General features: G+C 44.3%; 16 protein-coding genes. 14 read left to right on the forward strand and 2 right to left on the reverse strand.

Annotated features, from left to right (window positions below):
• Nucleotides 1–4 precede the first annotated feature (4 nt).
• The 7 genes from DIU38_RS04320 (at nucleotide 5) to DIU38_RS04350 (ending at nucleotide 10,549) form a co-directional block, all read left to right on the forward strand.
• On the forward strand, nucleotides 5–1,495 hold the full coding sequence (locus DIU38_RS04320; protein WP_112654150.1) for a SusD/RagB family nutrient-binding outer membrane lipoprotein: 1,491 nt from the start codon (nucleotides 5–7) through the stop codon (nucleotides 1,493–1,495).
• 31 nt (nucleotides 1,496–1,526) lie between these two features.
• Complete coding sequence (locus tag DIU38_RS04325) at nucleotides 1,527–3,026, forward strand: DUF5689 domain-containing protein (RefSeq protein WP_112654149.1); 1,500 nt, start codon at nucleotides 1,527–1,529, stop codon at nucleotides 3,024–3,026.
• A gap of 111 nt (nucleotides 3,027–3,137) precedes the next feature.
• Nucleotides 3,138–4,553, forward strand: coding sequence for a calcineurin-like phosphoesterase C-terminal domain-containing protein (locus tag DIU38_RS04330; RefSeq protein ID WP_112654148.1), 1,416 nt, complete (start codon nucleotides 3,138–3,140; stop codon nucleotides 4,551–4,553).
• Nucleotides 4,554–4,614: 61 nt separating this feature from the next.
• Nucleotides 4,615–5,448, forward strand: a complete 834-nt coding sequence (locus DIU38_RS04335; protein ID WP_243770815.1) for a glycerophosphodiester phosphodiesterase family protein — start codon at nucleotides 4,615–4,617, stop codon at nucleotides 5,446–5,448.
• 316 nt (nucleotides 5,449–5,764) lie between these two features.
• Nucleotides 5,765–7,165 (forward strand): alpha-L-fucosidase, encoded by a 1,401-nt coding sequence (locus tag DIU38_RS04340; protein ID WP_112654197.1) that lies wholly within the window; start codon nucleotides 5,765–5,767, stop codon nucleotides 7,163–7,165.
• Nucleotides 7,166–7,322: 157 nt separating this feature from the next.
• Nucleotides 7,323–9,797, forward strand: coding sequence for a glycoside hydrolase family 95 protein (locus DIU38_RS04345; protein WP_112654196.1), 2,475 nt, complete (start codon nucleotides 7,323–7,325; stop codon nucleotides 9,795–9,797).
• Nucleotides 9,794–10,549, forward strand: coding sequence for an SGNH/GDSL hydrolase family protein (locus tag DIU38_RS04350; protein ID WP_112654146.1), 756 nt, complete (start codon nucleotides 9,794–9,796; stop codon nucleotides 10,547–10,549). Before DIU38_RS04345 ends, DIU38_RS04350 begins: the two co-directional genes overlap by 4 nt.
• 7 nt (nucleotides 10,550–10,556) lie before the next feature.
• On the opposite strand, the gene DIU38_RS04355 is transcribed toward DIU38_RS04350, so the two are convergent.
• Nucleotides 10,557–10,823 carry a CHC2 zinc finger domain-containing protein gene (locus DIU38_RS04355; protein WP_146750446.1) on the reverse strand — a complete coding sequence of 89 codons (267 nt, stop codon included), beginning with the start codon at nucleotides 10,821–10,823 and terminating at the stop codon, nucleotides 10,557–10,559.
• A 347-nt stretch (nucleotides 10,824–11,170) separates the two neighbouring features.
• Between DIU38_RS04355 and DIU38_RS04360 the strand changes: the two genes are divergently transcribed.
• The 3 genes from DIU38_RS04360 to DIU38_RS04370 all read left to right on the forward strand — a co-directional run bounded on the left by DIU38_RS04360 (nucleotide 11,171) and on the right by DIU38_RS04370 (nucleotide 14,721).
• Nucleotides 11,171–11,620, forward strand: a complete 450-nt coding sequence (locus DIU38_RS04360) for a GNAT family N-acetyltransferase (protein WP_112654195.1) — start codon at nucleotides 11,171–11,173, stop codon at nucleotides 11,618–11,620.
• Between the two features lie 348 nt (nucleotides 11,621–11,968).
• Nucleotides 11,969–12,442 (forward strand): Dps family protein, encoded by a 474-nt coding sequence (locus DIU38_RS04365; protein WP_112654144.1) that lies wholly within the window; start codon nucleotides 11,969–11,971, stop codon nucleotides 12,440–12,442.
• Nucleotides 12,443–12,960: 518 nt separating this feature from the next.
• Nucleotides 12,961–14,721, forward strand: a complete 1,761-nt coding sequence (locus DIU38_RS04370; protein ID WP_112654143.1) for an alpha-L-rhamnosidase-related protein — start codon at nucleotides 12,961–12,963, stop codon at nucleotides 14,719–14,721.
• A gap of 4 nt (nucleotides 14,722–14,725) precedes the next feature.
• Here the strand turns inward: DIU38_RS04370 and DIU38_RS04375 are convergent, their stop codons facing one another.
• Nucleotides 14,726–15,097: a glyoxalase superfamily protein gene (locus DIU38_RS04375; RefSeq protein ID WP_112654142.1), complete on the reverse strand. Its 372-nt coding sequence runs from the start codon at nucleotides 15,095–15,097 to the stop codon at nucleotides 14,726–14,728.
• 160 nt (nucleotides 15,098–15,257) lie between these two features.
• Here DIU38_RS04375 and DIU38_RS04380 point away from each other — a divergent pair, with 160 nt between their 5' ends.
• From DIU38_RS04380 to DIU38_RS04395, 4 genes are read left to right on the forward strand one after another with little or no spacing between them, the layout of a single operon-like run.
• Nucleotides 15,258–15,893: a (2Fe-2S)-binding protein gene (locus DIU38_RS04380; protein ID WP_112654141.1), complete on the forward strand. Its 636-nt coding sequence runs from the start codon at nucleotides 15,258–15,260 to the stop codon at nucleotides 15,891–15,893.
• Entirely contained in the window at nucleotides 15,890–16,882 is a 993-nt protein-coding gene (locus DIU38_RS04385; RefSeq protein WP_112654140.1) for an FAD binding domain-containing protein, read from the forward strand. Before DIU38_RS04380 ends, DIU38_RS04385 begins: the two co-directional genes overlap by 4 nt.
• Before the next feature lie 40 nt (nucleotides 16,883–16,922).
• Entirely contained in the window at nucleotides 16,923–19,055 is a 2,133-nt protein-coding gene (locus tag DIU38_RS04390; RefSeq protein ID WP_112654139.1) for a xanthine dehydrogenase family protein molybdopterin-binding subunit, read from the forward strand.
• Between the two features lie 14 nt (nucleotides 19,056–19,069).
• Nucleotides 19,070–20,209: an XdhC family protein gene (locus tag DIU38_RS04395; RefSeq protein ID WP_112654138.1), complete on the forward strand. Its 1,140-nt coding sequence runs from the start codon at nucleotides 19,070–19,072 to the stop codon at nucleotides 20,207–20,209.
• Nucleotides 20,210–20,519 lie beyond the last annotated feature (310 nt).

The following is a 20,519-nucleotide window of genomic DNA, read 5'->3' on the forward strand; positions in this document are numbered from 1 at the left end:
CAATATGAAAAGGAACGGATATATACTTATATCGATGATGATGTTGTTCGTTAGCATAATGTCGTCATGTAAAAAGGATTTTATTGAACTTAATACCGATCCCAACGGCACGCCAAACGCCCTGCCGCAGCAATTGCTGGCACCGGCGCTGGTAAATACTTTGGGTACTAATATGCTTCGCGCCCGTAATTTCAACAATGAGCTGATGCAGGTTACTGTTGACCCCGGCGATTCAGAGGGTAAAGTGTTCAGGTATGATATCAAACGCACCTGGGCCGATGCTACCTGGAATGCGTGGTATACCCAGTTAACCAACTTTAAGGATATTTATACCATTGCCAGCAAGGAGGTTACCTACAACAAAACTTATATGGGGATCTCGCTGATATGCCAGTCATGGTTATATTCATTACTTACTGATACTTATGGCGATGTACCTTACTTTGATTCAAATAAAGGCAAGGACGGAAACTTTACGCCTAAGTTTGATAAGCAGAAAGATATTTACCTGGATATTTTCAAAAACCTGGAAGCAGCAGATACCCTGCTCAATGCGTCGGCAAACGTAGTTGCCGGCAGTGATCCGGTATTTAGCGGCAATGCTTTAAAATGGCGCAAGTTTGGTAACACACTTTATTTAAGGTTGTTGTTAAGGGTATCGGGCAAAGCCGATGTTTCGGCTGATGTGATAGCTAAGATCAAACAGATCGTTGACACCAACCCTGATGCTTACCCTATCATGGGAAGTAATGATGATTCGGCAGTTTTGCGTTGGACAGGCTCCGGTGCTTTAACATCGCCGTTTATTGGCGGAGTACGTGAACAGGACTGGCGGCAACCCGGCGTTTGCGAGTTTTTTGTAAATAACCTTGCTAAATGGGCCGATCCGAGATTGGTTAACAATCGCTGGTCGATTTCAAGTTACCAGGGTGGGATCCAGGGGATCCCAAGTGGTTATGCGCCTGGCGAAAATGTTGGTATCAAATCATATTTCCAGTCTACCACGTCAACTACTACGTTAATGAACGACCCATTGATGGGTAACATCATGAACTATTCGGAATTACAGTTTATCCTTGCCGAGGCTGCTGCCAAAGGCTGGATAGCCGGAGATGCAGCCACCTACTACAAAAATGGCGTACAGACGGGCATCACATTCTGGATCCCGACATATACGGTGCCTATTGATACCTATTTAGCAGGCGCCGACATCACCTGGGATAACGCTGCTCCACTTGATGAAAAGATGGAAATGATCCATGTTCAAAAATACTATTCAATGTTTTACACCGATTTTGAGCAATGGTTTGAGTACCGCCGCACCGGTCACCCGGTATTGCCTAAAGGTAATGGTTTAAGGAACAACGGCATTATGCCGGCAAGGCTGCAATACCCGGTTTATGTACAATCCGCCAATCCTGATAGTTACAAGGCTGCTGTGGCTGCACAGGGTGCCGATGAGATCAGCACGCAGGTTTGGTGGCAAAAACAATAATCAACTGGTTTTAAACTAAGAGATCTATAAAATGAAAAAGATATATTTATCACTGGTGCTTGCAACAGCCATCGGTATAAATTCATGCAAAAAGAATAACTATGCTGAAGGTTCGTTAAGCCCGATTATTGCCGTTGTTGACCTGAAGGGGATTTACAAAGGCTCGGATGTTGAGCTGAACAGCAACAATATGGGCGGAGCAAAGGAAATAGTGGGCGTAGTAATTTCAAACGCCGCAGCAGGTAATAGTCCTGCCGGCGTATTAGTGGTGCAAAACAATCGCCGTAACGCAGTTAGGGGTATTTCTCTCGAAATAGGTAATGCAGCTGCAAACTATGTTCCCGGCGATTCAGTAATAGTGCAAGTTGAGGGCGCTACACTTACCAAAGTAAACGGCAGTATGCGTGTTAAAGGCCTTACCGAAACATCAGTAAGTAAAGTTGCCGATAACAGGCCTATCAAGGTACAATCTGTTCCATCAGCAACCTTGCTGGCTTCGCCCGATGTTTACGAAGGTACACTGGTTACGATAGCTAAGGCAGTAACCGACCCGGAGCCCCAACAGGGCGAAACTTACGCGGGTGATAAAACACTTAATGACGGTTTTGGCAAAATAATAATGCATACAGAGGCTAACGCTGCTTTCGCAACTACCGAATTACCGTTCAGCGCTAATTTTACAGGCATTCCGTTTGCGATAACATCAGGCACCGATACCAAAATGCAGCTTTGGCCGCGTACTATCGATGATGTGTTTACGCTTGCTGCAACCAAACCATCGCCAATCATTATAACCGGATACCTTACCAATCCTTCGGGCAGCGATGCTGATTATGAGTATATCCAGTTCAAGGCAACTAAGGACATTGACTTTGCGGTAACCAATTACGCTGTTGTAACCTGTAATAATGCGGGTACTAATCCGGCTCCTGCAAACGGCTGGGCGCAAGGTTTGGCAAAAACTTACAAGTTTAACCTAACGTCGGGCACAGTTAAGAAAGGCCAGTTCTTTTATGTAGGCGGTAATAAAAATATCTGGGGCAAAGGCTCAACAGATATCAGCTCATCCAACTGGATCAACAGCACCATGTATGCCGAAGTGCCGGGTGCTGATTTCGGCAATGTAACTACCAATCTGCTGGCTAACAGTGGTAACGTAGCAGGAGTTTCAGTTTTTGCGGGTACAACAGTTAGTGCCGCAAGCGTTCCGCTTGATGTTATCATGTACGGTGGCGGCGGTACGGTTTATTCTGCTGGTCCGCCGGAGATTGGCTACCGCATTACCAATACCGATTACTATAGTACCATTAATCCGGTAACCCGTACTGATCAGGGCTTTTATGGAGGCGGTACCAATACCTCAAAGCTCACCTTACCAACCGATGGCTTATTCAGTCAGCTTGGCGGCGTTTATGATGCACTTACCGGCAGATGGGTAACCGGCCGCACAGTGACCAGCGTTACACTTACACTAACATCGCCAATTAGTACCATTGAAACGGCTACAGATGCAACAACAATTCAAAATTAAAACCTCACCCCAACCCCTCTCCAAAGGAGAGGGGCTTTATATAACAGGATCAAATATTTATTTAAGTCCTCTCCTTTGGAGAGGATTTAGGTGAGGTTAAAATATTATTACATGAACAGAAGATCATTTTTACAGGGCGTTGGCCTCATAACCGGCGGTGCATTCATATCGCTCCGTGCCAATGCACTTACACAAATATTAACCGGTGATACCGTAAAAGGCCGCGTCACCGCAGGCAAAAAAGGAATTAAAGGCGTAGTAATATCCGACGGTTTTTCGGTAGTACTTACCGATGATAAGGGTAATTACGAGCTTACTCCCAATGAAAAGGCCAAAAGCATTTTCATGAGCACGCCATCGGGCTATGAGTTTAAAACAGATTATAATGTTGCCAAACATTACGAAAACATAGGTGGTAGTTCGCATTTTGATTTTAAGCTGGAGCCGTTAAAAGTTGATGATAATAGTCACCACTTCATTATCTGGGCCGATCCGCAGGTGAAAAACAAAAAAGATGTTAAGCAAATGATGGATACCTCGGTTCCCGATACCATTGCTACCATAAAATCATTAGGTAAAAACGCACTGGTACACGGCATTTGTGTAGGTGATATTGTATGGGATAACCATGAGCTTTTCCCTGCTTATAATGAGGCGGTGGCTCAAATGGGAATCCCATTTTTCCAGGCGATAGGTAACCACGATATGGACTACCGCATGGGCGGTGATGAAACCTCTGATGTTACTTTTAAGCAGATCTATGGGCCAACCTATTACTCATTTAACCGTGGTAAGGCGCATTACGTTGTGTTGGATAATGTTCGCTACCTGGGCGTAGAGCGGGAGTATGATGGTTATATCACCGAAGATCAGCTAAACTGGCTGGCAAAAGATCTGCAATACGTTAAGAAAGATCAGTTGCTGATCATTAACCTGCATATCCCGGTTTATAATCAAGTGAAAAATAACCAGGATTTTTATAAAGTATTGGAAGGCTTCAGTAATGTGCATATCATGTCGGGCCATACACATTATCATGATAATAATATCAACAACAATATCTTCGAGCATAACCACGGCACCGTATGTGGTGGCTGGTGGACTGGTCCCATTTGCGTTGATGGTACCCCGCGCGGTTATAGTGTATATTCTGTAAATGGTACCGAGCTGAAATGGTATTATAAATCGACAGGTTTACCGGCCGAAAACCAGATCAGTGTTTATGCCGAAAAACTAACCGACCAGATGCGCCTCATCGCCAATGTTTGGAACTATGACCCACAGTGGAAGGTAGTGTATTATTTAGATGACAAACCGATGGGAGCCCTAACAAAAGAGCAAGGATATGACCCCTTATCGGTAAGTTTGTACAAAGGTGATCAGTTACCGGCAGGCCGTCATTTTGTTGAGCCGCATGAAACTGGGCACCTGTTTGTAGCGCACTTTGAGCCAACGGTTAAGAAAGTTAGGGTTGAAGCTACAGATCGTTTCGGAAATAAATATTCAAGTGAATTAGATGCAAAATAAATTGAACTTTGTTGCCGGAATAAGTCTTATCTTGTTATCAGGTTTTACTGTAGTGAAAAACATGGAATTCAAAAATGCAGATTTTCCTTCATTCAGTGCCGAAGCGCATCGCGGCGGCAGGGGACTGATGCCTGAAAATACCATCCCCGCCATGAAAAATGCCATCGACCTTGGCACTGTTACCACGTTGGAGATGGATACCCACATTACGGCGGACGGGCAGGTGATTTTATCGCATGATGAATACATTAATCCGCTGTTTTCACTTACTCCCGATGGCAAGGAAATCAGCAGGGAGGATGCGAAGAACCTGATCCTCTATAAAATGACATATGAGGACTTGAAAAAATACGATGTAGGCTCAAAACCATACAGCAAATTTCCGCGCCAGCAAAAGATCAAAACCTATATGCCGCTGCTGTCTGAATTGATTGATTCGGTACAGCATTATATTAAGATAAATCATAAAAAGCCGGTGTTCTACAACATCGAAACCAAGTGCTCACCCGAAGGTGACGGTATTTATAATCCAGCTCCGGACGAGTTTGTGGATAAGTTGATGGTTGTTTTGATCGAAAAAAAGATCCTGCCTTACGTGGTGATTCAATCTTTTGATAAGCGCACGTTGCAAATCATCCACAAAAAATATCATGATGTGCGTACTTCTTATCTTATCGAAAACAAAAAATCGTTTGAAGATAATATGGCCGATCTTGGTTTTACTCCTTTCATCTACAGCCCGGACTATAAACTGGTTGATGCCGACCTGGTAAAGAAATGCCATGATGCAAAGATTAAAGTACTACCATGGACAGTAAATACCAAAAAGGAAATTGAACAACTCAAAAGTTTAGGTGTTGATGGTGTGATTAGTGATTATCCGGATTTGTTTTAAGGGGACTATATCTAAAAGCAAGATTTCTTGCGCTCATTTATAATGAGTGCTTAAAATTGGCTTGCGTTTGTAACGCAACCGGGCACAAGTTAAATACCCCCGCGAAAAATATGTCATTGAGAGCGTAGCGCGGCAATCGCATGCTAGATAGGGCGGCCTTGCTTCCGTGCGATTGCTTCGTTCCTCGCAATGACATAGGGGATATCCACGCCAAATAAGCTGAATGTAATGTCAATTTCCGATAATCTAAACATTAAATTTAAATGTGATATTGCAGTTGTTAAAACGTTTTATCAATTTAACCAACAACCCAATCATGTTTAAGTTAAAAGCTATTTGCTTTATTGCGATTTGTGCCGCTTCTCTCTCACTAAAAGCACAAACGGCGCAGCAGCCTGTAAAACCGCTTGCCCAGCTTCAGCAGGAATTTGTCGACCTGCGTTTCGGTATGTTCATCCATTTTAACATCCCAACCTATATGGATCAGGACTGGGCCGATCCTGATGCTTTGCCAACCATCTTCAACCCAAAAAAACTGAATTGCGACCAGTGGGCAAAGGCTGCAAAATCGGCCAATATGACCTACGGTTGTATCACCACCAAACATCACAGTGGTTTTTGTATCTGGGATACCAAAACAACCGATTATAATGTGATGAACAGTCCGCTGAAAAAGGACGTAGTAAAAGAGTATGCCGATGCTTTCAGGGCTAATGGCTTAAAAGTGTTCCTGTATTATTCTATTTTGGATACTCACCACAGGTTGAGGCCAAACATGATCACGCCAAAGCATATTGATATGGTAAAAGCGCAGATCACCGAGCTGATGACCAAATACGGCGAGATTTCGGCCTTGATCATTGATGGATGGGATGCCCCATGGTCAAGGATCTCGTATGATGATGTTCCGTTTGAAGAGATCTACACACTGGTAAAATCATTGCAGCCAAACTGTCTGGTGATGGACCTTAACGGCGCAAAATACCCTGCCGAAGGCATGTATTATACCGATATCAAAACTTACGAAATGGGGGCAGGTCAGCGTGTATCAACTAAAGATAACCGCATGCCGGCCATTGCCTGTTTACCATTACAGGCTAACTGGTTTTGGGAAACAAGCCACCCAACAACACCGGTTAAGGAGCCTGCTAAACTGGTTAACGATATCCTGAAACCGTTGAATAATGTCGACTGTAATTTTATCCTGAACGTAGCACCCAACCGCGATGGTTTATTTGACGATAACGCCCTTGCCGCACTTAAAGAGATTGGTAAACTTTGGAAAAATGAAGGTCCGGTGGCTAAGCTTTCCAAGTTGGATGCGCCGATCATTTCATCAAACATTGCAAAAAATCAACCGGCAAGCTCAAGCTGGAGCGATGATTCGGCTATTATGGATTTTGCTAACGATGATGATTTTCATAGCTCATGGGTGTCAAACCCAACAGTTAAAAATCCATGGTACGAGATAGATTTTAAGAAAGACCAGGCATTGAATACCATTGTTATTGCCGAAGAAAAACCGAATATTTCACATTACCGTTTGGAATATTACCTGAACGGAAGCTGGAAGCCATTGTTTGATGGTGATAATGCCAATAAGATTAAAGTTCACCGTTTTGACAGGGTATGGGCCGGCAAGGTTCGGATCTCGATAGATAAAGCCGAACACCAGGTATCAATAGCTGAGTTCCAGGTTTATAACGAAAGAAGATAATACACTATAACTGACTGACTACTTACTAATGAAGACCCGCCCGCAAGGCGGGTTTTTTATGTACTGTACCTTGTTTTTGTATATTAAAATGCCAATAAGCATTATTTTTTATAGCTGTTGCATTGGTATACTTGTAAAAACAATTTTAACCTATTTTATGAACCAAGGCCTGAAAACAACACTCCTGTTTGTAGTTTTACCGCTATGCATGCAATTGATTGCGCCCAACGCAAACGCGCAGAAAAATACTTTATGGTATAAAAAACCCGCAAAAGCGTGGACAGAAGCTTTACCTATTGGCAACGGCAGGTTAGGAGCCATGATTTTTGGTGGGGTTGATGATGAATTGCTGCAACTAAATGAATCTACCTTATGGTCGGGTGGGCCGGTGAAGCAAAATGTAAATCCCGGTGCATTTCAATACTTGGCCCAGGTAAGGGAAGCGTTGTTTAAAGGGGAATATCAAAAGGCACATGAGCTAACGCAAAAGATGCAGGGCTTATACTCTGAAAGCTTCTTGCCTATGGCCGATCTGCATATCAAACAATCATATAATGGTGGTAACAGCACCAGCTATTACCGCGATCTGAATATTGGTAATGCTGTTGCCACAACAAAATATACGGTTGGCGGAGTAAACTATAAGCGCGAAATTTTTGCTTCGGCACCCGATAAGGTAATTGTTATCCGGTTTACGGCTGATAAGGCTAAACAGTTAAACCTTAAAATAAATACAAGCAGCCAGCTTCGTTTTCAAAAAGAGGTGCTGAATAAAAATGTATTGCAGCTAAGCGGCAAAGCTCCGGCACATGTTGAACCAAGCTATGTTGATTCAAAAAATCCGATAGTTTATGCCGATGATGATAAGTGCAGAGGTATGCGGTATGAGGTGTTGGCAAAGGCCGTAAGCAGTGATGGTAAAATAACTGCCGATACAAGCGGGATCACCGTAAAAGGGGCATCAAGCTTAACGCTGTATGTTACCGCAGCCACCAGTTTTAAAGCATACAACCAATGCCCTGATGGCGACGAAAAGGTTGCGGCCAAATACCTTGATAAAGCTGCTGCCAAACCTTATGCACAGTTGCTCGCCGCTCACCTGGCCGATTATCATCGTTTTTTTAACAGGGTAAGCCTTAAAATTAACGATAACAAGGGCAGTCATGCCGAATTGCCTACTGATGAACGACTTGCGCTTTACAATAAGAATCATGGTACTGATCCTGGCATTGAAGCTTTATATTTTCAATATGGCCGTTACCTATTGATAAGCAGCTCCAGAACACCGGGCGTTCCTGCTAACCTTCAGGGCATCTGGAATAAAGAATTACGTGCACCATGGAGCTCAAACTATACCAGCAACATCAACGTGCAAATGAACTACTGGATGGCAGAGGATTGTAACCTGTCTGAAATGCACCAGCCTTTATTTGAGTTGATCAAAGGATTGTCGGAAACGGGCGCTGGTGTTGCTAAAGATTTCTACCATGCTAAGGGCTGGGTAACCCACCATAATACAGATATCTGGGCTTTGGCTAACCCCGTAGGCGACCTTGGTCATGGCGACCCTAAATGGGCAAACTGGGCAATGGGTGGCGACTGGCTAACCCGTCATCTTTGGGAGCACTATTTATATACCGGCGATAAAGCGTTTTTAAAAAATACAGCTTACCCTTTAATGAAAGGCGCCGCCGAATTTACTTTTGATTGGTTAGTGCCCGATGGTCAGGGCCATTTGGTAACTGCACCGTCTATGTCGCCCGAAAATGATTTTATTTATGCTGAGGGTAAAACCGGGGATGTTTCTGTTTCTACTACAATGGATATGGGTATCATCCGCGATCTGTTTGATAACCTGATAGCAGCAACTAAGGTACTGGGCGTTGATGCAGCTTTCAGGGATTCGCTTATCGCCAAAAAAGCTAAACTGATCCCGTATCAGATAGGCAGCAAAGGCCAATTACAGGAATGGAATAAAGACCAGGAATCGCCCGACCCGCATCATCGCCACGTGTCGCATTTATATTCCGTTTATCCGGCTAATGAAATTTCGATAGCTGTAAACCCTGAGCTGGCAGCCGCGGCCAAAAGATCGTTAGAGTTACGCGGCGATGAAAGTACCGGCTGGAGCCTGGCCTGGAAAGTAAACCTTTGGGCCCGGTTAAGAGATGGCAACCATGCCTACAAACTATACCGCGATCTGCTGCGTTTAACCGGCGAAAGTGGATACAACTACAGCGAGGGGGGAGGACTATATCCAAATATGTTTGATGCCCACCCGCCGTTCCAGATTGATGGAAACTTTGGTGGTACCTCTGGTTTGGCCGAAATGCTGCTGCAAAGCCAGGATGGTAATGTACACCTGCTACCTGCATTGCCCGATGCTTGGGCCAATGGTGAAATTAAAGGTTTGGTAGCAAGAGGCGCATTTGTAGTTGACATGAAATGGGCAGGGGGCAAGGTTGTGACCGCCCAAGTGTTATCAAAAACAGGCGGCACCTGCCATGTTATATCTAAATCTAAACTGACAGTTAAAGGTTTAAGTGCTACTCCTGTTAAAGTAAAAGAGGGGTATGAGTTGGTGATCAATACAGAAAAAGGCAAATTATACCAGTTAGTAAGCAGCTTATGAGCAACAGCAGGAGAGACTTTTTAAAGAAAGCATCGCTGGCGGGCGCAGCAGCAATGGCAGCACCGGGATTGGCATCAGCATCAGCAAAGAATGATGATTATTTGCCAGATGATGGCCTTGGAAAAACTTTTCTTTTCCAGGGCGATTCGATAACTGATGGCGGCCGCAGTTATGATAGAGACTGGAACCATGTTTACGGTCAGGGTTATGCCTATCTGATAACCGCCCGTATTAATTTTGACTATCCCGGCCGTGATTACCAGTTTTTTAACCGGGGCATCAGTGGTAATACCGTAAATGATCTTGCATCACGCTGGCAAAAAGATACGTTGGATATTAAGCCCGATGTATTAAGCATACTGATAGGCATTAACGATGTGCACAGGGTAATAATGCAGGGCGATAAAGCAACCGCCGAAGATTTCGGCAATGCTTATGACAGGCTGTTAACACAAACTAAAGCTGCGTTACCCGGTGTTAAGCTGATCATGTTAGAGCCTTTTATTTTACCCGTTGGTATGGTAAGCAAGAACCCGGATCTTTGGGCCTCAGAAGTTCAAAAGCGACAGGTTATAGTTAAATCACTCGCTTCAAAATTTAACGCCATTTTTGTGCCTTTGCAGGATGTGTTTAATAAAGCGTTACAAAAAGCCAAAGCCGAGCACTGGATCTGGGATGGTGTTCATCCCATGCCCGCCGGGCATGAGCTTATTGCCCGGGAGTGGATGAAGGCGGTTAAAAAGCTGTATTAAGTTTTCTCTAATTACTTCCCGCAATCATTTGAATTGCCTCTTCGCGGGTTTTGTGTTCAATGGCCATTACAAATTCAACGGGGCCGCCGCCTTTACCGCAGCCAAAGCATTGAAAAATATTTTTTTCGGGCGATACCATCAGGGAGGTTGCCTGGTCTTTATGGAAAGGGCAGCGGCCTTTTAAATTTCTCCGGCTTTCTTCAAGCAATACATATTTTGAAACAATTCGTACAAGATCGGCCTGTACCGGCGACAGGGAATGAGATGCAGACATGTTGGGTAATAGAATGAATAATTTATCAGGCTGCGAAAATAATTTTTTACCAGGTTGCAATAAGGGATTGTTGAAAAAAATGTGATTTCCACGGGACAAGGTAATGCCTCTTTATTACAAGTGGTAATTTACATAGCAACTGGACATCACTTTTATTTAGGCGCCCACATGCTAAGTTGATCGATGTTTAACAGATGGCTTGTTCTGCGCATTCCCAAAACAAGTTCGGTATGACTTTTTTTTAGTAACTGGCCATGCTTTCTGCTTTTCTCGGAAATATTTACTTTAGCGACACAAGCAAATCGGCAAAAAAACTTTGCGCCTTTGCGAGAGAAAAATCAAACACCATGAACTACACTCAAATTTGCAAAGCTTTTAATGATTTAACCGTTACCGAGCTGTACCAATTACTAAAGCTCAGGAGCGAGGTATTTGTAGTTGAACAAAATTGTGTGTTTTTAGACACCGATGATAAAGACTACGCTTGCCACCATCTGTTATTGTTTGATAATGATCAGGAACTGGTGGCCTATGCCCGTATTGTACCCGCGGGTAAATCATATGCCGAAGCATCAATTGGGCGTATAGTTAGCAGCAAAAAAGTACGCGGTACGGGTGTAGGTAAAATAATAACCCAGGCCGCCATCGATCAAACTAAAAAGATCTATGGGGATGTGCCTATCCGGATAGGTGCACAGTACTATGCTGTCAAGTTTTATGAACAGTCGGGCTTTAAAATTGATGGTAAAATTTATGATGAGGATGGTATCGACCATATTGAAATGATCCTGTCCTGATAGATCTCTACCTGAAAAGAGCATTGATGATTGCCGTTGCCTGCTTAACTAATTTGACGCGGCTGTAAATGTGATAAGACTAATTTTATAATGACACTCCCAAAAATCTGCATACTACGTAGGTCATGACCCGCGGGGGTGCTGGTGTTTACCACCCCCTGTACTGTCATCTATTAGTTGGGATTTGTCATACACATACCATGATCATGCTATGCCGTTGATTTTTTACTTTTGGGTAACCGCATTTACGTTATATTGGCCCCGTAAAAAGACAGTTCAGCGTGTATAGGCATCTGCCAAAATATGAATAAGTTATAACAAGAATAACAATCACAAATTACATATATCATGAAAACAAACATCGGAATTAATGAAGCAGACCGCCAGGCCGTTTCAGATCAGTTAGCCAAATTATTAGCCGACGAATTTGTGCTGTACACCAAAACCCGTAATGCGCATTGGAATATTGAAGGTCCCGACTTTCATTCAATGCATGTGTTTTTTGAACAGCAATACAACGAGCTTGATGAAATTATGGACAGCGTAGCCGAACGCATCCGTAAGATAGGGCATTACGCACCGGCTACTTTAACCCAGTTATTGCAACTTACTCATTTAACCGAAAAACTCGATCACAAAAACGATAGCGCCGGCTTTTTGAAGGAATTGCTTGAAGATCATGAAAGCATCATCGAGTTTATACGCGGTAATATCAACCCCTTCGCAAATCAGTTTAATGACGCCGGTACCAGCGACTTTATTACCGGCTTGATGGAAACACACGAGGGCATGGCCTGGATGCTGAGGTCGCACTTTAGATAAAATGATCTCCCCGTTTAAATAACACTTTTCGGCTCAAATGATCTTCCGGATGCAAACGGAAGATCATGAGCGAAAAGTAAAATAATTATCCCTGCAATATTATTCAACCTACTCATGGTAAGTTAGTTGTTGATGATAATCCTATTGCCATGTAAACCTTTTGCACCTTCGGTGCATTGCTTACTTGTTCCTGAAGTAAGCCCCAGAGGAGAGCGTTAAATACAATCGATAATATAGTGTATTAAAAAAAGATAGTACAGGATGCCAGATCATGATGAAAGCGTTAGTATTGTTTAATTATAAACTTACCGGCTTTCACGATAAATCTGTATAATTTGTATTTAGTCTCCCGTAATATCTTCAAAGAAAGTGCGGTTAACGAACTTGAATCGATGAAAAAGGCTGCGTTTAACCCGGCAACTAATAAAGCAGTGCGAAATACACCTTTGCTGTGGCATTTTCCATTGTGTTCCTCCTTCAGAGGGAAATTATAAAAGTAGGCAAAAAGGTATTTTCACATGAAGAAAATCATCGGTATACTCATATTGACTATCATCTATTTTATTTGCAAGGCCCAAAAGCTTCCTCCGGTTTTTGATGCTAAGCGATCTGCCGAAGCGCAATCGACAGAAACGGTGAGGAAATATCTTTCACCGATCCGCATCCTTTGGAAATCGCCCGATGCTGCTACCAATATTATCAATGCCGAAAAACTGCTGAAGCAAGGTGATGGACAAGCCGATCTTTCAGGTAATGAGTTGTGCATTCTTCAAAGTAATGAAAAGGGCAAACCCGGTTTATTGCTTGATTTTGGTAAAGAATTGCACGGCGGTTTGCAATTGGTAACCGATCAGTCGAGGGGTGGCAAGCCAGTGAGGGTGCGTATCCGTTTTGGCGAATCGGCAAGCGAAGCTATGTCAGATATCGATACCATAAAAGGAGCTACGAACGACCACGCTATGCGCGATATGATCATATCCCTCCCATGGTTGGGTAAGCTGGAAATCGGTAACACCGGTTTTCGCTTTGTACGGATAGATTTGGTGGATGATAACAGTCAACTTAAGCTGAAAGAAGCAAGGGCTATTTTTGTTTACCGCGATATCCCTTACCTCGGCTCATTTAAATGCAGTGATACGCTGCTTAACAAAATATGGCTTACCGGTGCGTACACCGTACACCTCAATATGCAGGATTATCTTTGGGACGGTATTAAACGCGACAGGCTGGTTTGGGTAGGCGATATGCATCCCGAAACATCAACCATTGCCGCTGTATTTGGCGATAATCCGGTAGTGTCAAAGAGCCTTGATCTGGCACGGGACATTACCCCTTTGCCCGGTTATATGAACGGGATGGTATCTTATTCTATGTGGTGGATCCTAATCCAACGCGATTGGTATATGCACACCGGTAATTTGAAATATCTGCAGCAGCAGAAAGCTTACCTGGTAAAGTTGCTGAATCAGTACGCTGTACAGGTTGATGCAAACGGCAGCGAAAAGCTGGACGGCGCCGGTCGGTTTTTGGACTGGCCATCGAGCGAAAACAAACCTGCTATTCATGCGGGTTTACAGGCCATGCTGCTGATGACCCTGAATGCCGGTGCCGAACTCTGCAAAATATTGAATGATCAGGCCACCGCCAAAAAATGCGAAGCCGCGATTGCTAAACTAAAAAACAATGTGCCTGATGCAAGCGGTTCAAAACAGGCGGCAGCCTTATTGTGTTTATCGGGTTTACTCCCTGCCGAAAAAGCAAACGATATTCTTTCTAAAGATGGAGTACACAATTACTCAACGTTTTTTGGTTATTATATGCTGTTGACCAAAGCCAAAGCCGGCGACTACCAGGGTGGCATTGATGCTATCCGTAACTTTTGGGGACCGATGCTGAACCTTGGCGCCACTACTTTTTGGGAAGATTTTAATATCGACTGGTTGCCCAACGCTTCGCGGATAGATGAGTTGGTGCCCGATGGTAAAAAAGATATCCATGGTGATTATGGCGCTTATTGTTATAAAGGTTTCAGGCATAGTCTTTCGCATGGCTGGGCATCAGGGCCAACACCGTGGTTAACCGAGTATGTGTTGGGTGTAAAGATAATGGCGCCAGGTTGTAAGGTAATTAAGATTGAACCCCATTTGGGCGATCTGAGCTTTGCCGAAGGCACTTATCCAACGCCATACGGTATTGTGAAAATTAAACATGTTAAGCAGGCTGATGGTAAAGTGAAAACCATAATTAATGCGCCCGCGGGAGTTAAGGTGGTCCAATAAATATCTACCGTTGCCGCTGGCAAAACCGTAAAGTATTGCCGTCAGTATCCGTAACATAAAACTCGCGCGCTCCCCAGGTTTGATCGGTTGGCCCCTGGTGAACGGGCGATTCTTTTTTAACTGAGGTATCCAGCCCGCGGGATATGTAACGCTTAAACTCGCTATCCACATCATCAATCCAAACATTTACTACAGAGCCAAACAAACGGTCGCTTTCATATATGGTTAGCTGCAGTTCTCCAAATTCACTTACCAGATCAATAACGCCGTCATCAGCCGTGGCTTCAGGGTATTTGAGCCTGAAATCAAGCACGTTGGTGTAAAAACCGACGGCTTGTCGTAAATCGCGGCATTTAAAAAGCGGGATCATTTTCATTGTGAAGTATTTGCTTAAAGTTAGCCCTAAACTTTTGTTAGAAGAAATATTAAAAGCGCGGTGATTGAATAATTGGATTTTTCATTGTTCAAAACAAATTTGTTACGGAGTTATTGATATTAAAAGTGCTATCTTGGTGTAATTATAAATCGCTGTACCTATGTCTACAACAAAGCCCTGCACTCCAACCGACGGCGAAGACAATTCAAACGGAACGCGCCGTGATTTTCTTAAGCAAACATCGCTGTTAACGGCCATTGCCTTAACACCGGGTACTGTAGTTAAAGCGGCCGAAAACCAATGGGATGAGAAACTTGCCGGTGTTTTTGAAAAGCAAGCCCTGCACCTGGAGGTGAACGGTGTAAAACATGAATTAATGGTTGAACCGCGTGTGACCTTGCTGGAAGTGCTGCGCGAACACCTCGACCTTACGGGTACCAAAAAGGGTTGCGACCGCGGCCAATGCGGCGCTTGTACGGTGCATGTAAATGGCGTACGCGTTAACTCATGCCTAAGTCTTGCATTAACAAATGATGGTAAAAAGATAGACACTATTGAAGGTCTTGCCAAAGAGGAAGAGCTGCACCCCATGCAGGAGGCTTTTATTAAGCATGATGGTTTTCAATGCGGATATTGTACATCAGGACAGATCATGTCGGCTGTGGCTTTGCTTAAAGAGGGACATGCCGGTTCTGAAACAGAGATCAGGGAATTTATGAGCGGTAACATTTGCCGTTGCGGCGCTTATCCCAATATTGTTAAGGCTATTCAGGAAGTTAAAGGAGGTATGGTATGAACCAGTTTCAATACACACGACCAGCCGAAACGGCTGTTGCCATTAAATCATTGGCAAAAGAACCAAACGGTTACTTTTTGGCAGGCGGAACCAACTTGGTTGATATGATGAAAATGGGATTGGTAGTACCGGACAAGTTGATTGATATTAACCGCCTCCCGCTTAAAAAGATAGAGAGAACGCCTACAGGTATACACATAGGTGCTTTAGCCTCCAATAGCGAGGTTGCCGAGCACGCTTATATAAAGGCGCAATACCCGTTGCTGGCGCTGGCCATCAATGCCGGTGCTTCGCCGCAGTTGCGCAATATGGCTACCGTTGGGGGCAATCTTATGCAACGTACCCGCTGTCCTTATTTTTTTGATACTGCTATGCCTTGCAATAAACGTACTCCCGGAAGCGGTTGTGGAGCATTGCAAGGGATTAATCGCATGCATGCCCTTTTTGGCGCCAGCGATAAATGTATTGCTGTTAACCCCAGTGATATGAATGTGGCGCTGGCCGCGTTGGATGCCACTATCCACGTAACGGGTGTAAAAGGCCCGAGAGCCATTAATATTGGTGATTTTCACCGCTTGCCAGGCAATCATCCGGAACTTGATAATACCTTGCAAAAAGGCGAGTTGATCACTTCAGTTGATTTGCCTGCAGCATCATCTGCTTATAACAAGCATGTTTACTATTTAAAGATCCGCGACCGTACATCATATGCCTTTGCCCTGGTTTCGGTGGCTGCTGCTTTGCATATCGAAAATAATACTATTACAGGTGCAAGACTGGCCATGGGCGGGGTGGCACATAAGCCATGGCGTTTAACCGCTGCCGAAATATTTTTAAAAGGTAAAGCTATTACTGAAGATAATTTTAAACAGGCCGCGCAAATTGCCATGCAGGGAGCTAAAGCTTATGAGTACAATAAGTTTAAGTTAAAGCTTGCGCCTAATGCTATTGTACAATCCTTAAAATTGGCCACCGGCCTTGCATCATAAATTAACGACTATTTAGCTAATAGATTTAATACTGATCTTCATGAAAAAAGACGCAATTGGCGATTCCTTAAGCCGTGTTGATGGCCGGTTAAAAGTAACCGGCGGAGCTAAATACAGCGGTGAGTATAAAGTCCCCAACCTCACCTATGGGGTGCTGGTATCGGCAACTATTGCTTCTGGTACGGTAACTGCACTTGATACCAGGGCTGCCGAGCGTGCACCGGGAGTGCTTGCTGTCATTACGCCATTTAATGCGCCAAAAGTACCGGGCTACCAGGCCGGCGCCGAAAGGCCGGTACGCGGGCTTAAGTTATTTAATGATAATAAGATTTACTTTAACGCGCAACCCATTGCGTTGGTAGTTGCTGATACCTTTGAACGGGCTACCTATGCGGCAAGCCTGGTTAAAGCAACTTACAATACTGAGCCTTTTGAAACTGATTTTCATAAAAACATAGATAAAGGGGTAACCCCGCAAAAAGGTAATTATAAAGATTATGTGCGCGGTGAGGCAAATGCCTATAAAAATGCCCCGGTAGTGGTTGAGGAGGAATATCAGCTTCCTACAGAAGTACATAACCCTATGGAGTTGCACGTTACCACCGCTTTTTGGGATGGGGATGATAAGGTTACACTGTATACCAAATCGCAGGGGGTAAAAGGTTCCCAGCGATCCATAGCTGCGGCGTTTGGACTTAACCCCGATAATGTGCAGATCAATTCGAGGTTTGTTGGTGGAGCTTTCGGCTCTTCGTTACGTACCTGGCCGCATGAAATTGCAGCCGCACAGGCAGCCAAATTGGTAAAACGTCCGGTTAAACTTACGCTCACCCGCGAACAGATGTTTACGCAGGTAGGCTATCGCCCTTTAACCATCCAAAAAATAGGACTGGGTGCAACTGCCGATGGTAAGCTGATTGGTATTACCCATGAATCGCATTCGCAAACAGCCGTTTATGAAGAATTTACCGAAGGGGCGGTAAATGTATCGCAGTTTTTATATAACAGTCCTAATGTAAATACGCTTTACAAGGTAGTGCCTTTAAATGTAGGCGTGCCTGCGCCTATGCGCGGTCCGGGTGAGGCTACAGGTTCTTTCGCCCTTGAATCGGCGCTGGATGAGTTATCTTACAAGCTTAATCTCGATCCCATCGAGTTAAGACTAAGAAACTATACCGATACTGATCCTGAACGGAACAAGCCATGGTCGAGCAAATACCTAAAGGAATGTTACCAGAAAGGGGCCGAGGCCATAGGCTGGGCTGATCGTAAAGCCCAACCCGGCGCCAATAAAGAGGGCGAATGGCTGGTAGGCTACGGGATAGGCTGCGGTGCGTTTGGCGCATACCGGGGCAATGCCGTGGCTAAAATAAAGTTGACGGCCGATGGCAGTGTGAACATCCAAAGCGCAACCAGTGATATTGGCCCGGGTACGGGAACGTCAATGGTATTGATAGCTGCTGATACTTTGGGGATCCCCGCGGATAAGATCACGTTTGAGCTGGGCAATTCGGCTTTTCCTAATGCGCCAACGCAGGGTGGTTCGGCAACGGTATCATCTGTTGGTTCGGCGGTATATGATGTGTGTGTGGCTTTGAAACAGAAGCTTTACACCATGGCCGGCAAACCTGCCGATAGCATGGAGCCTATTGATTACGTTGCTGTGTTAAAGCAAAACAATATGCCGTCGGTTGAGCTTACACAAGAATCAAAAGGCAATCCCGAAGCGCAAAAATATTCCATGTACTCGTTTTCGGCACATTTTGCCAAAGTGCATGTACACCCGCTTACAGGGCAGGTAAAGATCAAAAAGATTGTAGCCTGTGTTGATGCCGGAAAAATAGTTAACCACAAAACCGCCAGCAGCCAGATGATTGGCGGTGCGGTGGGTGGCGTTGGCATGGCCATGACCGAAGAAGCTGTTTTTGATGATCGTTACGGGCGCTACATTAACGGTAACTTTGCTGATTACCACGTGCCTGTAAATGCCGATATCCAGCAGATAGAAGCCATATTTATTGATAAGCCCGATCCGGTTTTAAATCCGGTAGGCACCAAAGGTATTGGCGAAATTTCATTGATAGGGGTAGCTCCCGCTTTGGCAAACGCCATTTATAATGCTACGGGCAAAAGGGTAAGGGAACTGCCCATAACACCCGACAAACTGATATAGCTGTAAAGCTGCCGATGAAAGAGATCATTGATATTGTTGCTGCCTATGATGAGGCACATGCACAGGGAAAAAAAACTGCACTGGCTACTGTTGTATTGGTGGAAGGTTCTGCCTATCGTCGTGCCGGCGCACGTATGCTGATTACTGAGGACGGGCAACTTACCGGCGCCATTAGCGGCGGGTGTTTGGAAGGCGATGCCCTGCGTAAAGCCCGACTGGTGATCCTACAGCAACAACCTTTACTGGTAACCTATGATACTACCGACGATGATGATGCCAAGCTGGGCGTAGGATTGGGTTGCAACGGTATTATCCATATTCTTATTGAACCCATAACCAGCGATATCAATAACCCAATTAGTCTGTTGAAAAATATCGTCAGCAATGGTCAGCATGCCGTACTTGCAACTGTATTCTCCGTTAAAGACAGAAAAGCGACACAGCCCGGCACCTGCCTTTGCCTTACCGAAGATAAACTTACGGTGAGCCATTCCGGGCAGCTGCCATACCAGGTTGCTTTGGTAAGTGATGCTGAAAGGGTACTGGAGGAACAGAGATCAGAAATACGGTTTTACCAGGCTGATACCGAGTATACCGCTTTTGTAGAACATATTAAACCTATGATTTCGCTCGTGATTGTGGGGGCAGGTAACGACGCAATTCCTTTAACACGAATAGCTGCGGTTTTAGGCTGGAATATTACCGTGATAGATGGTCGGCCTAATTATGCCGTTAAGCAACGGTTCCCGTTTGCTCAAAATATTGTAACTGCCAAACCAGCCGATGTATTATCGCATATAAAGACCAATGATCGTACCGCTATTGTTATGATGACCCACAATTATAACTATGAGGTAGCACTGCTTAAAGAACTATTACCTACATCGTTACCTTATATCGGTATCCTCGGCCCCAAAAAGAAATTGGACCGTATGCTGGCAGAAGTTGAACATGCAGGCATATCTATTAGCGAAGCACAAATGAACAACATCTATGGCCCGGTCGGCTTGGATATTGGCGCAGAGGGGGCGGAAGAGATAGCCTTATCGATTATGTCTGAAATTAAAGCGGTATTATCAGCACGCCAGGGATATTCATTGAAATATAAACCCGCGCCGATTCACATTTCTAATCTTCAATACCTGGTTAAGTAGCCGCCAGGTATCTGGATTTGAAAGCTAAAAGCAGAAGGCAAAAAGCACAAATCCAAAGATTGTCTATTAACTTTATTCAAATATTTTATATGAAATTAGTAGACTCTATATAATTACTTTAGTTAGTTTTTCAAATCTTCTTCGAATTAACAGTTTTGGTTGCGATTTGTCATACCGGAATCATTAATTCTCCCGAACCGTAAAATAGACAAAAACATCAGAACTTTAGCCATTTTTAATCAGGTATTACTGCGCAATTTTGTATCGCGTAGGTGAGGTAATGCAGCGGAATGGGTTGAGTTTTTAAGTG

Origin of the sequence: Mucilaginibacter metallidurans, assembly GCF_003286435.2 — a bacterium.
GTDB classification, from domain to species: domain Bacteria; phylum Bacteroidota; class Bacteroidia; order Sphingobacteriales; family Sphingobacteriaceae; genus Mucilaginibacter; species Mucilaginibacter gossypii.

Coding starts and splice junctions, on each gene's coding strand:
- DIU38_RS04320 (WP_112654150.1), top strand. CDS start 5: ATGAAAAGGAACGGATATATACTTATATCGATGATGATGTTGTTCGTT.
- DIU38_RS04325 (WP_112654149.1), top strand. CDS start 1,527: ATGAAAAAGATATATTTATCACTGGTGCTTGCAACAGCCATCGGTATA.
- DIU38_RS04330 (WP_112654148.1), top strand. CDS start 3,138: ATGAACAGAAGATCATTTTTACAGGGCGTTGGCCTCATAACCGGCGGT.
- DIU38_RS04335 (WP_243770815.1), top strand. CDS start 4,615: ATGGAATTCAAAAATGCAGATTTTCCTTCATTCAGTGCCGAAGCGCAT.
- DIU38_RS04340 (WP_112654197.1), top strand. CDS start 5,765: ATGTTTAAGTTAAAAGCTATTTGCTTTATTGCGATTTGTGCCGCTTCT.
- DIU38_RS04345 (WP_112654196.1), top strand. CDS start 7,323: ATGAACCAAGGCCTGAAAACAACACTCCTGTTTGTAGTTTTACCGCTA.
- DIU38_RS04350 (WP_112654146.1), top strand. CDS start 9,794: ATGAGCAACAGCAGGAGAGACTTTTTAAAGAAAGCATCGCTGGCGGGC.
- DIU38_RS04355 (WP_146750446.1), bottom strand. CDS start 10,823: ATGTCTGCATCTCATTCCCTGTCGCCGGTACAGGCCGATCTTGTACGA.
- DIU38_RS04360 (WP_112654195.1), top strand. CDS start 11,171: ATGAACTACACTCAAATTTGCAAAGCTTTTAATGATTTAACCGTTACC.
- DIU38_RS04365 (WP_112654144.1), top strand. CDS start 11,969: ATGAAAACAAACATCGGAATTAATGAAGCAGACCGCCAGGCCGTTTCA.
- DIU38_RS04370 (WP_112654143.1), top strand. CDS start 12,961: ATGAAGAAAATCATCGGTATACTCATATTGACTATCATCTATTTTATT.
- DIU38_RS04375 (WP_112654142.1), bottom strand. CDS start 15,097: ATGAAAATGATCCCGCTTTTTAAATGCCGCGATTTACGACAAGCCGTC.
- DIU38_RS04380 (WP_112654141.1), top strand. CDS start 15,258: ATGTCTACAACAAAGCCCTGCACTCCAACCGACGGCGAAGACAATTCA.
- DIU38_RS04385 (WP_112654140.1), top strand. CDS start 15,890: ATGAACCAGTTTCAATACACACGACCAGCCGAAACGGCTGTTGCCATT.
- DIU38_RS04390 (WP_112654139.1), top strand. CDS start 16,923: ATGAAAAAAGACGCAATTGGCGATTCCTTAAGCCGTGTTGATGGCCGG.
- DIU38_RS04395 (WP_112654138.1), top strand. CDS start 19,070: ATGAAAGAGATCATTGATATTGTTGCTGCCTATGATGAGGCACATGCA.